This is a genomic window from Amycolatopsis sp. CFH S0740 (assembly GCF_004522315.1).
Lineage (GTDB): Bacteria > Actinomycetota > Actinomycetes > Mycobacteriales > Pseudonocardiaceae > Amycolatopsis > Amycolatopsis nivea.
In genome coordinates this window covers 22,474-36,225 of the sequence record NZ_SDLS01000020.1, presented here as the reverse complement: position 1 = coordinate 36,225, position 13,752 = coordinate 22,474, and the positions used below count along the sequence as shown (strand labels likewise).

Sequence of the window (13,752 nt, the reverse complement as noted above, 5' to 3'; positions counted from 1 at the left end):
ATTCCTCGTCGTTTCCGGAGGAGAACGAGTCCGTTCGCGCGTCGTCGGACGTGCACCAAGGAGTGTCGCATGTCAAAGAGCAGCGTTGCTCGAAAAGTGAGCCTTGCGTGTCAGGCCCTGGTCATCGTCCTGGCATCGGTGGCCATGCCCGGCGTGGCGGGCGCCTCGCCAGGCGCTCCCGGCCCCGATCCAGGCGGCTACGCCGACTACTGCAGGGACCAGTGCCACGACATTCTGCCGCCCGGGCAGGGCAGCAATCTGTCGAGGTCCGAAGTGCTTCAGCAGTTCGCGAAGACCAGGTCGTTCTCCTTCGAAGTGCCGCACGGACGCGATCAGGTGGCAGCCTACGATTCGCTGCGGACGAACTATCAGAACCTGACGAACGAGAAGATCGGCGAGTTCATGAACTCCTCGTCGTTCGCCGTGCCGCAAGGCGGTACCGGGCCGGTTCCGGTTCCCGGCCGCGACGACGTGACCATTTCCCGGGATGCTCGCGGAGTCCCGTACATCAAGGGAACGACCCGGGACGGCACGACGTACGGCTCCGGCTACGCGGCAGGCCAGGACCGCCTCTTCATGATGGACCTGCTGCGCAACATGGTGAACGGTTCCGCGGTGCAGTTCGCCGGGAGCGTCGCGGGGGACTTCCAGAAAGAATTGTGGCCGAAGATCGCGGAGACCGTCGAAGACCGGGACCGGCAGATTGAGCAGCTTCGCAATAGCGGGCCGGACGGCGTGAAGATTGTGCGCGACCTCCAAAACTACGTGGACGGGATCAACCGGTACATCAAGGACGCCAGCGGGAGCAGCTCATACCTCAAGAACCTTTCCACGGCGAAAGACTTGTCCGCTGGGGACAGGGCATTCATTGATTCGCTCAAGCTGGATCTTCCCGCCGACTACTGGGGAAAGCTCTTGGAGCCGGGCACCGCGGTCGTGGGCGAGCTTTCGAAGCTGCTGCAGGGGAATTTTTCTTCCATCGACCTCGGCAAGCTGATCGCCAATGCTCCTAAACTGCTCGAGGTCTTGCATGCGCCGGAAATCAAGCCGTTCTCGCTGAACGACGTGGTCGGAGCGGCGACCTTGCTGGGCGGGCAGTTCGGCGCCGCGGGCGGCGGGCAGGCGCTCGCGGCGGTCGCGAAGGTGGCGGCGGAGCTGAAGTACGGCAAGGAACAGGGCAGCAAGGTGTGGGACTCGCTGCGGTCGGCGGACGATCCGGAAACGACCGTGACGCAGCGCGGTGCCGCGAAGGTCCCCTACGGGGCCAGCCCGAAGGACCCGCAGCACGTGGCGATGCCTGACCCGGGGTCGCTGACAGAAGAGCCGGTGGAGGCCGGTTCGGGCGGTTCGGCGAGCGCGGGTGCGCCAACCGAGGGAACGTCTTCGTCCCCGGAGGCGCTGCCGAGGAACTATCTCGGCCGGGCAAAGGGAATGTCGAACGCCCTGGTGGTTTCGGGAGCGCATACGAAGAGCGGGAGCCCGATCGCCATGTTCGGGCCGCAGACGGGTTATTTCGCTCCGGAGATCCTGATGCTCCAGGACATTCAAGGGCCGGGGATCAGCGCGCACGGGGTCATGTTCCCGGGGACCGGTCCTTACGTGCTGATCGGTCGTGGCCCGGACTACTCGTGGAGCGCGACGTCGGCGCATCAAAGCATCATCGACACGTACACGGTGAAGCTCTGCAACGTTGACGGCCGCCCGGCCGGCAAGGAATCCGACGGCTACCTGGACGGCGGCAAGTGCGAGAAGCTGGATCCGGTGGAGAGCGCGGACGGGTTGCGGGTGTTGCGGACGAAATACGGCATCGTGCGGCAGCGGGCCACCGTCGAGGGGGTTCCGGTCGCCTACACGGAGCTGCGGTCCACCTACCGCAACGAAATGCAGGTGGCGTTGGGGTTCATGAGGTTCAACGACCCGGAGCAGATGAAGGGGCCTGAGGACTTCCAGAAGGCGGCCTCGGAGATCGGATTCACCTTCAACTGGTTCTACGCTGACTCGAAGCACACGGCGTACTACAACTCCGGTCTCCAGCCGGTCCGGGCGGCGAACGTCGACCCGAACCTCCCGATCTGGGCGAATCCGGAGACCGAATGGCGGAACTGGGACCCGAAGACCAATGTGGTGCAGGGCATGCCGGGCGAGCAGCATCCGGCCTCGATCGACCAGGACTATTACGTCAGCTGGAACAACAAGTCCGCGGAAGGCCAGGTGGACGGAAGTTTCGGCGACGGATCCGTGCATCGCGCGGACCTGCTGGACCGGCGAGTGAAGGACCTGATCGCGAACGGGAAGAAAATCGACCGGGCCGACCTCGCGAAGACCATGGAGGACGCGGCGGTCGCGGACCTGCGGGGCGAGATGATCCTCCCGAACCTCTTGCAGGTGCTCGACAGCGGCTCGGGCGGCGTCGATCCGGCGGTCAAGAAGGGCCTTGAGGACTTGCGAAGGTGGAAGGAGCACGGCGCCAAGCGGAACACGATGCCGGGGGCCAAGATTTACATCGACGACCGCGCCATCAAGATCATGGACGCGTGGTGGCCGCGGCTGGTGGATGCGATGTTCCGGCCGGGCATGGGCGACCAACTGTACGCTGCCACGGAGCGGAACTTGCAGGTCGACGAGGCGCCCTCGACGCCCACTCCGGGTGGGAAGACGGCTCCGCACCGAGGATCCGCGTTCGAATACGGCTGGTGGTCCTATGTGGACAAGGACCTGCGGGCCACGCTGGGACAGCAGGTGAACGGTCCGATGCCGACCCGCTTCTGCGGAACGCTGGAAGACTGCCGCGGCACCCTGCTGCGCACGCTCAAGGAAGCCGTCGACACGCCGAGTTCAGAGGTCTACCCGGGCGACGACGAGTGCAAGGCCGGCGACGCGTGGTGCGCTGACAAGATCCGGTTCACGCCCATGGGCGCGGCGTTGGCGCCCAGCATCGGATGGCAGAACCGTCCGACGTATCAACAGCTGGTGGAGTTCCCGAAACACCGCTGATCACCAGCGGGGCCGGGGTTGACGAGCCGCCGTGGAGGCGAGGCGAAAGCCTCTCCGCCACGGCGGCTCGCGTTGCTGAAGCGCGCCCGCGCGAAAGTGAGACTGACCGCATGAAAAATTGCACAGCGGGTCAGTGATATTTCATTGTCGAAAGCCGCATCAGCGCGAGTTAACGTGGATCGAGGAGACGTTACGCGGACCCATCGAGGGGATTCGTAATTAACGCTCAACGCTTGGCTGGAATGGCGGGGAGTAGGCGGCGATGTGGCCTGATGGGAAACGCGGAACGCGTTCGGCTCGAGGGCGGACTGCGGCTGCCCTCGCTGGCGGCGTCCTGGCGATCCTGCCAGGGGTCGCGGCCAGCGGGCCGAGTTCGCCGGTCGCGCTCACCCGGCCTGGAGCTCAGCAGCTCCCCGCGCCGGCGGGCCCTCGTGCCGAAGTCCCGCCGATGTCGGTCGACGGACGTCTGCCGCAGCTGCCCGAGATACCCGAGCCGCCCGAGCCGCGCGCCGATTCCGGCTCAGCCGGAGCGTCCGGCCCGCTGGGAATTCCCGCCAGCATGCTCAAGGCATACCGGAACGCGGCCGCCCTCATGGGCAAGCAACAGCCGGGCTGTCGCGTCGACTGGGCACTGCTCGCCAGCGTTGGCCGCATCGAGTCGAACCACGCGCGCGGCGGCTACGTCGACGAGAAGGGGAACACCCTCGAGCGCATCCTGGGCCCGGCGCTCAACGGGACGGGCGGATTCGCGGCGATCCGCTCCTCCGACGGCGGCGTGTTCACCGGCGACCCGGTGTGGGATCACGCCGTCGGCGCGATGCAGTTCATCACCGGCACCTGGCGCCAGTACGCTTCCGACGGCAACGGCGACGGGGTTTCCGACCCGAACAACGTTTACGACGAAACTCTCGCCGCGGGCCGCTACCTCTGCTCGGGCGGTCTTGACCTTTCCTCGGACGGCGGCCAGCGGGTCGCCGTGCGCCGGTACAACAACTCGCAATCCTATGTGGACACTGTAATGGCCTGGGCGGTCCGCTACCGCGGCGGAGCCGCGGAACTGCCCGACGCCGACGCGCCGATCGGTGTTCCGCCGGGGAAACCGGCCGAGAGCACGCCGAGCGCGGTACCGGTCCCGCAAGCGCCCGCGGCACCGACCTCCGCGGCTCCCGACAGCACGGGGCCTGCGAACTCGAACTCGCCGAGCAGCGGCGCACCCGCCAGCGGGGAGTTGCCCGCCACCTCGACGAAGCCGGAACCGACGACTCCGCCGGCCAGCACGACCGGCACCCCGCCGACCTCGGCCAGCACGACGCCCCCGAGGTGCGAAACGCCGAGTCCGGACGAAGTTCCGTCGACGCTTGACGAAAAGGCGTCGCGGTCTCCGGAGTCATCGACGCGAGAAAGCCGCCGCAGCGGAGAGAAGTCCCCCGGCGACGGAGTTGGCGGCGAATGCGGGCCAAGCACCGAAACGTCGGCGGCCAGTTCAGCGAGTTCTCCGGCCAGCGGTTCGGGGCACGAGCCGCGATAGTCCGCTTTCGCTGCTGGCGCGGTCGTTCCCGTTCCGCGCTCTGACCGTCCTGGACGGAATCGGCTCGTGGACATTATTTTTCTCATGACTTTCGTGGGAACGCTTGACCATTCGCTCGCGTTCCGGCAAAGGGGAACCCGGCGGTCCGATTCAATACTAAAGTTCTGCCTCGATGCTGGGGTTTTTAGTTCGCGTACCTGTTCTCTCGGCGGATATTGACTTACGTTCGCAGCTTCGCACTGATGAACCGGAGGAGAGGTACCTCGTGTCACTACGCCCCCGAACTCTCAGCAGGACCTTTGTCGCAGTCGGTGTTCTCGTAGCGGCTGCGGCCGGTACGGCCGTCCCGGCGGAAGCGGCCGCGCCGAATCCGGCGAAGCCTTCTTCGGTAGAGAAGGACATCGCACAGTTGGAGCGGGAATTCCAGGATCTCGTGCAGGAGCCGGGAGTCGCCAGCGTGCTGCGCGACAGCAAGCCGCTGATCGAGTCGCCGATTTTCGGGTCCGGCCGGAAAGCCGAAGGCGAGCCGGGCGCCATTCCGGGTTGCACCCCCGGGGCGCTGATTTCCGAGTTCGAAAAGCTCCAAGCATCGCTCACGGATGTGGAAAGGCGAGCGGCGTCCGTGGTCGACAGCCTCAACAACCTGTACGCGTCGGTTGTCGCGAACGACAAGAGCCCGCAGGTCTTCGGCACCGACGGCCAGTACACGCCCCGCGCCACTGCCGCGATCGACAAGCTGCGCGGGTTCTGGGACATCGAGAGCTGGAACATTCAGCTGGTGGCGTATAAGGGCACGGACGCGGCCAGCCCGGAGAAAATGAAGGAGACGTTCGCGCGCGGCTTCGCCCCGGAGCGGGCCGCGGCGGCGGGCGCGCTGGCGAGCAAGGTCGTGCACGAGGTGCCGGCCTTGCAGGGCGGACGGAACCCATTGCTTTCGGGCAACGCGTTCGCGGCTCCGCCTGACAGCGCGGGCGGCAAGCGCATCCTGCTGGGCGACGGCCTGCTCGACCTGGTCGGCCAGGACGGCTTCGGCGATGTGTCGGTGGAAGGGATCTTGGGACACGAGTACGGGCACCACGTCGATTTCGCGCACGACAACTCGCCGAGCGACGAGTCCGGGGAAATGGGTCCGGACGCCTACGCGGGCTATTTCCTCGCGCATGCGAAGGGCGCGGCGTGGGATGCCCGCGCGCAGCAGGAGTTCGCCTACCTGAGTGCTTCCATCGGCGACTGCGAGCACAGCCACGGCACTCCCGCCCAGCGCAAAGCCGCGGGTACGTGGGGCGAGCAGCAAGCCCTCAAGCAGGACAACCCGAACAAGATCGTTCCGTCCGCCACGGTGATCGAGAAGTTCCAGAAGGAATACCCGAAGCTGATGAAGTCGCAGGCCTAGGCGCTCGTCGCCGCACGTTGACCTGACCGTGGGCCGTCGCGGTCCTCTCGAGACGACCCACGGACTCAGGGCACCGACGTTTCCACCACGATCAGGAGTGTCATGACAGCACCGCAACGCTGGCGTCGTCCGGCAGTTACCGTCGCCGCCACCCTCACCGCATTGACGTTCGGCGCCACCGTCGCCTCGGCCGGCCAGGACAGGCCGGCCCCGGGCGCGGACGGGGCCGGGGACAGCTACTACCCGCAGGACGGCAACGGCGGGTACGACGTGTCCGACTACGACCTCAAGGTCGCCTACGCGCCGGACAGCCGCCAGCTCACCGGCCTGCAGACAGTCAACGCACGGGCGACCCAATCGCTCAGTTCGTTCAACCTCGACTTGCGCGGCCTCACCGTCGACTCGGTCAAGGTCAACGGCCTTCCCGCCCAGTTCAGCCGCACTGGCGACCACGAACTCGTGATCACGCCGCGCAACTCGCTCGCGCGCGGGCTGCGCTTCAGCGCCGAGATCGCCTACCACGGCGTCCCGGAGGCGATACCGGGTGCTATCGGCGAGGACGGCTCGAACGGCTGGCAGCACACCAGGTCCGGCGGAGCGTTCGCGGCAGGCCAGCCGCAGTCGGCCATGACCTGGTACCCGGCCAACGAGACTCCCCGCGACAAGGCCCGGTTCCGGTTGGCCGTCACGGTTCCGGACGAGTGGAAGGCGATTTCCAACGGCCGCGAGGCGGGAACGTTCAAGACCGCTGGGGGCACCACGCACGTGTGGTCCGAGGACACTCCGGCCGCGCCCTACATGACCACGCTCGCGATCGACAAGTGGACCTTGAACAAGCGTCAGCGCGCGGACGGCACCCCGATCGTCAGCGCGTACGCCCCGGGTATCCCGGACACCACCAAGCAGGCCGACGCGAGGCTGCCGGAGATCCTCGACTTCCTGGAGTCGAAGTTCGGGAAGTACCCGGCCAGCGCCGCGGGCGGCATCTACCTGAACGAGCAGATCCCCTACTCGCTCGAGACCATGAGCCGTCCGATCTACTCCGGCGGCGCGGGCGACATCGGCACGATCGTGCACGAGAACGCGCACCAGTGGTACGGCGACTCGGTGGCCGTCGACAAGTGGAAGGACATCTGCCTCAACGAATGCTTCGCGTCGTATGCGACCTGGCAGTGGGAGCAGGCGAAGGACGGCGTGGACCTCGACGCCAGGTACTTCGACGAAATCGCCGCGAACGGTGAAAAGTTCTGGGCGGGCAAGCTCTACGACATGGGCCCGGGCAACGAATTCACCGACGTGTACTTCAAGGGCCCGGTCATGCTGCACGCACTGAGCAAGTATGTGGGGCAGGAGGCGTTCGACCGCGTGCTCAAGACTTGGCCCGCACTGCATCGCGACGGAAACGTGAACATGCAGGAGTTCCAGCGCTACGTCGAAGAGGTGTCGCACAAGGATCTGCAGGGCTTTTTCGATGCCTGGATCTACCGCAATGGCAAGCCGGCCCCGGAGTACCTCTATCCAGGCGACCTCAAACCAGTGCCAGTAGTAGCTTCGCCGGCAAAGGGCGCGTCGGTGCGGCCCGGCGCCGCGGTGAGCGGCACCGCCGCGCCGGGCCAGCGGGTGAGCGTGACCGTTGACGGTGCCGCCGTTGCTGAAACGGGAGCGTCGAAGGACGGTGCCTGGCGCACGACGCTGCCGGTGAACCTGGCACCCGGGCAGCACACCCTGACCGCCGCGTCCGCCGGACAGAAGCGTCAGTCCGCGCCGGTCCCCTTCACTCTGACGCCGGCAGGGGAGTCGGCACTGCACACCGAGCAGACCTTCGTCCCGGAGGCGCGAGCCGGCGCGAACACCGTCCTGACCGTGTCGTTCGCCGCCCCCAAGGGCATGCCCGTGTCCACCACGGCCGAACAGCGATTCGTCGCACCCACCGGCTTCCGGTTCACCGGCCTGGCGACCCACGTCGCCGACACCGGCGGCCCGGGACGCGATCTCCGCACCCGGATCGAGGACGACGGCCGAATCCTCGTCGTGCTCGACCCGATCCAGCTCAACCTTCCCGGATCCCCCGCGGGCGCCGACCACCGCACCCTGCAGATGACCGTCACCGCGGACAAGAGCGCCATCGGCCCGCACACCGACGGACAGCTCACCATCGGCACCCAACCCGCGGTCCCCCTTTCCGGGACAATTCGTGCCGCCTGAGCGCTCGGGACGGAAATCCGCAACCCGGCATGAATTTCTCAACCATCCTTCCGCGCGGCAGGATTAAAAGGGTTCTGCGAGGTATTATGCGACACCTTGGAAATGTCGGGGTTTTGGCTGAAAATGTTCGCGGATATGCTGCGCGCGAAGGTATTTCGGGTTAGACGGGCAGTGCTTCGCGATGGGCTGTTCCCTTCCAGTGCAGTCCATGGCGGGGCTTCTTCCCCTCCGGTTGGCGGTTCAGGGACTCCGCCGACCGGAGGGGATTCCGCTTTCCCTGAGTCCCGAGTTCGTCCGGAGGGTGAATCCAGCGGGATTCGATTCACGGTGCGCGAACTGCCTTCGAATCTATGTGCTGCTCAGCCGAGTGAACTGAATTATTCCCGTAGTCAACGGGAATAATTGTATCCCTCAAAGGGGCCGAGCGATATTCTTGCCGATTCAGCGTCGCCAGTGGAGCAACTGGGCCGGAACGGCCAAGGCCACCCCGCAACGGGTGCACCGGCCGCGCAGCGCGGCCGAGATCGCCGAGGTCGTGGCCGGGGTCGCCGAGGCGGGGCACCGCGTCCGCGCGCTCGGCAGCGGGCATTCGTTCACCGCGATCGCCGCCGCCGATTCCGACGCGCTCGACCTCGCCGCCTGGACCGGCATCGAACGCGCCGACCTCGAAACGCAGCAGGTCACGGTCCGTTCCGGCACCACTCTCCGCACTCTCAACGCGGCGCTGGACGCGCTCGGGCTCGCGATGACGAACCTCGGCGACATCGACGCACAGACGATCGCCGGCGCGATTTCCACCGGCACGCACGGCACCGGTGCGCGGTTCGGCGGAATCTCGACGCAGATCGTCGCGCTGGAACTGGTGCTCGCGGACGGTTCGGTGGCCCGCTGCTCGGCCGACGAGCGGCCGGAGTTGTTCCACGCCGCCCGCGTCGGCCTTGGCGCGCTGGGCGTCATCAGCACCGTGACCCTCCAATGCGAACCGTCCTTTGTGCTCTCCGCGCAAGAACGTCCGGAGCCGCTGGAGCAGGTTCTCGAGGGTTTCGACGACAACGCGGCGAACAACGACCACTTCGAGTTCTACTGGTTTCCCTACGGAGCCAAGGCATTGGTGAAGCGCAACAACCGGCTGCCGGTGGACGCCGAGCGGAAACCGTTGTCCCGCCTCAAGCAGTTCGTCGACTACGAGCTCACCGAGAACGTCGCGTTCGGCGGGCTCTGCCGGCTCGGCCGTGCGGTGCCGAAGCTGGTGCGGCCGCTGGGCGCGTTCGCCTCGCAGGTGTCGTCGCCTCGGGAGTACAGCGATCTTTCGCACCGCGTTTTCGTGACCCATCGCGGCGTGCGGTTCGTGGAGTCGGAGTACGCGGTCCCGCGCGAATCAGTGCTTGATGTGCTGGCCGAACTGCGGACAGTGGTGCCGCGGCTGAAAGACCCGGTGGCGTTCCCGGTCGAGGTGCGCGTGGCCGCGGCGGACGACATCTGGCTGTCCACCGCGAACGGCCGCGATTCCGCGTACATCGCGATCCACCAGTTCCTCGGCATGCCCTATCGCGAGTACTTCTCCGCGTTCGAGAACGTCGTCGGCCAGGTCGGCGGACGGCCGCACTGGGGCAAGATGCACGACCTCGACGCGTCCGTGCTGCGCACCCGCTATCCGCACTTCGACGATTTCCTGCGGATCCGCAAGGAATGCGACCCGGCCGGGACGTTCGCCAACACCTACCTCGACCGGGTCCTCGGCAGCGCCTGATCAGTTCGGCTCGAACAGCGAGGGCGGGAAGACCGCGCTGCCGCGACCGCGCGAAATGACGCGCCTGAGCGGGCATTCGGTGGCCCACCTGCCTGAGAATAGCCCCCTTTTCGGGGCATTTCTGGTACCCGAACCCAACGGTTTCGAGCGTTGACGCGTCGTTGCCGGTACGAAGGTGGCTAGGCCCTTCGGGAAACGCGAGGAGATTGCGATGGCGGCAAAGCGGACTAAGTGGACCGTGGCGCTAGGGGTGGCCGCGTGCGCGATCGGGCTCGCTCCGGCCGCATCGGCTCAGTCGGCGAGCACGACCGCGAGGCCCGTGTTTCCCGTCCCCGTCGAGCCGGGGCACCGTTTTATCGTGGTCGCGTTCTCCTGCGGGCCGGGCGGGGGGACAGTCGTCTCACCGGTCACTGGCGCGATCAAACTCGCCGAGTACCGTGGTCCGATCAAGAACGTCGCCTGCGGCGAAGGCGCGATCAGCGCCGATGCCAAGCCTGGTACCTACGCCATGAGCGCGAGCTGCGGCAAGGAGCGCACCGACCCGTTGACGGTCGAGGCGAGGGCGAGCGACGCACCCTCTTAGAACGCAGCCAGGAGCCACTTCGCCGCCTCATTTCGGCAGACGTGAATTATTCCCGTAGTCAGCAGGAATAATTACATTGCTTAAAGAGTGAATCCGAAGCATGTCCTTGACAGTTCAGAGTCTCGGGCGAAAGAATTGCTTCTGAATCTGAGGGTCGACTTCGTGCCGCGGGTGAACGTGCTTCGACAACGACGTTAGGGCTGGTTTCGGATGGGAATCAAACGGATCGTCGCGTTGTCCACGACGGCAGGGGCAGTAGGCTTCGCGGGCATATTTGGAACGGCCGGCCTGGCCAGCACTGCCGAACAAGGTCCCACCTCGTACGCTTACCTCGCCGGGCTGGACGGGCTGGTCGCCGTCCATCTCCACGCGCCTGTCGGGTCGGCGGCGTCGCCGGTGGCGCCGGCGACTGATTCCGACGCCACCGCCTCGGAGAGCGAGGTGCTGGGCGCCAGCGAGTTCAAGCTCGGCTTGGCGGACGGCAGTCTCGAAAAGCTCAAGGCGACCACGACCGCGGACCCAGCCGCGGGCAGGTCGGCAGCGCAGATCTCCGGTGCGGGCGTCAAGGTCACCCTGAAGCTGACTCTCCGCCAGGTGGTCAATCTGGTCGACGCACACGTCGTCAATTCCGACTTCCCTAAGCTGATGGATCGGCTGGATGTCATTTCCGACCTCCCAGTTGTTACGGCCACTCTGTACGTCACGGGGCTCAATGAGAGCTGTCAGGCCGGTCCGGCCGGGGCGACCGCAGGCGGGTCTTTGGCGGAGGGCAGGTTCGAGGCAGATCTGCCATTCGGCGCGAAGATCGACCAGTCGGTCGATGTGAAGCGGTTCGAGGGGAGCGGGTACGACTTCGGCAGGGGGCTGACCCTGAGCACGAAGGTGGTACAGAAACTGCCGGACGGCGGTGTCTCGTTCGACGCGGTTTCGGTCGGCACAGGGGACCAGAAGGTCAACCTCGGGCACGTCGAATGCCACCCGGGCGCGGCCGAGGCGAACGCCGGGTAGCCCCCCGCGGCAGCATGAGCGTGAGAGCGGCAGCGGACACTTCCAGCCCCGGATTCGTGATGAAATCATGCTGTTTCCCATCGCTTTTCCTCGATGGTCGTGAATCAGTGACTCGATGCGGCGCGAATGCCTGACATGTTGTGAACTCAAGCTGGCAAAGCATGCGCCGTCGTCGTTTGAGGAGCATTCCGTGTCCATCCCTTCCCCTCGATCGGAGCCATCGGACGGTTCGCCAGGCCACGCTGACCGCAGGCCTGCGCCGCACGATCGGCGGAATCCGCGAAGCAGTACGCCTCGGCATGCCGCGCATGATCAGCGGCACGACCTACCCGAGCCACAGGTACCCGCGCTCGTGCCGGAACGATCTGCGCCGAGGAGCCTGCGATGGGTGTCGTGGCTGCTCGGCCTGGGCGCGGCCTTGGTCGTCGGCATCGTGGTCGGTTCCGCGAATGTCGTTGGCCCCGGAGCATGCGGTCCCGGCACGGACCAGGCGATCAGCAAGGTTTCCGGCTCGCCGCCCGCGAGCAGAGGAGCGGCCGCCGGATCGCCGGACGACGCATTACGGCGTGGTTCACCCTGAAACCGCCTTGGCCGCTGTCCGCTCGATGACAACGCCGAGACCCGCGTTCTGTGAGGGCGGCGGATATGCCGATGTCGTTTCGAAGCCGTAATTGAACAATTCATTCCCATGATGTGACCGGTTGCAGTAGCGCGGCGGCCGTCCCCAAATTAGCTTGGTCAATTCATGCGGTCATGCGATTGTGCTGCCTTGATGCGGCACCGCGCGCTCAGCTTCCGCGGGAGGGTTCATGGGGCCGTTGTGGTCTACCGGTCAGCAGTGGTCGCTGCTGGCCCCGGTTCTGGTCGCGCTCGTGCTGAGCACTTTGATCGGACTGGAACGGGAATTGAGCATGAAGTCCGCGGGGCTGCGGACGCACGCGCTGGTCGGAGTCGGGTCAGCGGTGTTCATGCTGGTGTCCAAGTACGGCTTCGACGACTTCCTGGCCAACCCGCACGTCTCGCTTGACCCGTCGCGAGTCGCCGCGCAGGTCGTTTCGGGCGTGGGATTCCTCGGCGGCGGCTTGATCTTCATTCGCAGCAACGCGGTGCAGGGACTGACGACGGCGGCGACGGTCTGGGTCACCGCGGCGATCGGAATGGCGTGCGGAGCGGGGCTCCCTGTGCTCGCCGCCGCAGGGACCGCCGGGTTCTTCCTGGCGACCCGGGGGCTGTCGCGTCTCGCGATATTCGCCGCGAGACATCGGCGCGAACCGCCGATCCTGCAGCTGGGCTACGACGACGGCCAAGGGGTCCTGCGGGCCGCTCTCGCAGCCTGCACCAGCCGGGGCTGGACAGTGCGGGAGATCGTGGTCGAGCCGGAGACAGTGCACGACGATGGACGGAAGGCCACTGCAGTCGCGCTGCGTCTCGACGGACGGGGCGACCTGTTCGAGTTGACCGCGGAGTTGTCGGAAATCCCCGGAGTCCGCAGCGCGGTGGCCGGACGGGCCCGCCGGATCGAGGGGTGAGGTCTCTCCTGGCCCGCCGTGCGGTGGTCGGGCCGGACTCCGACTTCGGCGAGGCAGCGCACCCCGGTGGTCCTGGACCCGTTGGCGCGCTACCGCAACCGGCTGGCGCTGGTCGCCTCTCGGGCCGCGGCCACGTCGAACGGTTCCTGGCCGCATGTCCACGAGGCCGCCGACGAACACCCGGCCTTGCCGCCAAATATGGCGTGCGAACCTATCCGACTACCGTGGTCGTCAGCAAGGGCGTCGAGATCAGCGGGTTCGACGGGCGTGGAGGAATTCCGCGAACGAGTTCCTGGCCAGCGTGAACGAGGTCGTCGGCCGTGCGCGTGCGGCAAACCGCGAACGGCAGCAGCGGAAAAAGCCACCCAGCGCGCCGACAAATCGGCAGGTGCGGTCCAACAGGACACCTGCGGTTCGGCTGGCAACATCGTGCAGCCAGCGAGCAACGGCAGCTGGCGCGACGGTTCCGGCAGCGATAGACCGTGATCGCGCTGACACCAGCGTGCGCGGCGGGAGCCTCGGGTACTGGGCGAGCCAACCGAAGCGGTCCGATCAGGCGAACGCCCGCAACACGGTCTTCGCGGAGACGCACGGTGGTCCGTGGCGGGCCGAGTTTCTGTTGGTCGAGTCCGGAGTGGACTGGACTTGACCGTGCGGAACACCGTTTTGAGCAAACCGCGAGCCGCACGCGCAGTACCCGCGGTGCCGATCTTCCCGCGCGGACGGCGCTCGGTTCCCGCCCGCGCCGGATTCTCGCTTCGC

7 protein-coding genes and 1 pseudogene are annotated in these 13,752 nt (G+C 66.5%); all 8 read left to right on the top strand.

Annotated elements, in window-relative coordinates; translation table 11 throughout:
• Positions 1-69: 69 nt before the first annotated feature.
• The 8 genes and pseudogenes from EIZ45_RS29040 to EIZ45_RS29005 all read left to right on the top strand — a co-directional run bounded on the left by EIZ45_RS29040 (position 70) and on the right by EIZ45_RS29005 (position 12,990).
• On the top strand, positions 70-2,994 hold the full coding sequence (locus EIZ45_RS29040; protein WP_205670153.1) for a penicillin acylase family protein: 2,925 nt from the start codon (positions 70-72) through the stop codon (positions 2,992-2,994).
• A 448-nt stretch (positions 2,995-3,442) separates the two neighbouring features.
• Positions 3,443-4,522: a lytic murein transglycosylase gene (locus tag EIZ45_RS29035; RefSeq protein WP_101438556.1), complete on the top strand. Its 1,080-nt coding sequence runs from the start codon at positions 3,443-3,445 to the stop codon at positions 4,520-4,522.
• Between the two features lie 409 nt (positions 4,523-4,931).
• Positions 4,932-5,915, top strand: a complete 984-nt coding sequence (locus tag EIZ45_RS29030) for a hypothetical protein (protein WP_240690811.1) — start codon at positions 4,932-4,934, stop codon at positions 5,913-5,915.
• 102 nt (positions 5,916-6,017) lie between these two features.
• Positions 6,018-7,451, top strand: a pseudogene (locus EIZ45_RS29025) (M1 family metallopeptidase); the annotation flags it as partial.
• Positions 7,452-8,553: 1,102 nt separating this feature from the next.
• On the top strand, positions 8,554-9,870 hold the full coding sequence (locus EIZ45_RS29020; RefSeq protein ID WP_240690810.1) for a D-arabinono-1,4-lactone oxidase: 1,317 nt from the start codon (positions 8,554-8,556) through the stop codon (positions 9,868-9,870).
• Positions 9,871-10,081: 211 nt separating this feature from the next.
• A complete protein-coding gene (locus EIZ45_RS29015) occupies positions 10,082-10,453 on the top strand; it encodes a hypothetical protein (protein WP_101438558.1) in 372 nt (123 codons plus the stop codon).
• A 210-nt stretch (positions 10,454-10,663) separates the two neighbouring features.
• On the top strand, positions 10,664-11,461 hold the full coding sequence (locus tag EIZ45_RS29010; RefSeq protein ID WP_101438559.1) for a hypothetical protein: 798 nt from the start codon (positions 10,664-10,666) through the stop codon (positions 11,459-11,461).
• 809 nt (positions 11,462-12,270) lie between these two features.
• The gene (locus EIZ45_RS29005; RefSeq protein ID WP_101438560.1) at positions 12,271-12,990 is read left to right on the top strand and encodes an MgtC/SapB family protein; all 720 of its coding nucleotides are present in this window, start codon (positions 12,271-12,273) and stop codon (positions 12,988-12,990) included.
• Positions 12,991-13,752: the final 762 nt, after the last annotated feature.

Bases quoted from the DNA above. Each gene is read 5' to 3' on its own strand.
- EIZ45_RS29040 (WP_205670153.1), top strand. From the start codon at position 70: ATGTCAAAGAGCAGCGTTGCTCGAAAAGTGAGCCTTGCGTGTCAGGCC.
- EIZ45_RS29035 (WP_101438556.1), top strand. From the start codon at position 3,443: ATGTCGGTCGACGGACGTCTGCCGCAGCTGCCCGAGATACCCGAGCCG.
- EIZ45_RS29015 (WP_101438558.1), top strand. From the start codon at position 10,082: ATGGCGGCAAAGCGGACTAAGTGGACCGTGGCGCTAGGGGTGGCCGCG.
- EIZ45_RS29010 (WP_101438559.1), top strand. From the start codon at position 10,664: ATGGGAATCAAACGGATCGTCGCGTTGTCCACGACGGCAGGGGCAGTA.
- EIZ45_RS29005 (WP_101438560.1), top strand. From the start codon at position 12,271: ATGGGGCCGTTGTGGTCTACCGGTCAGCAGTGGTCGCTGCTGGCCCCG.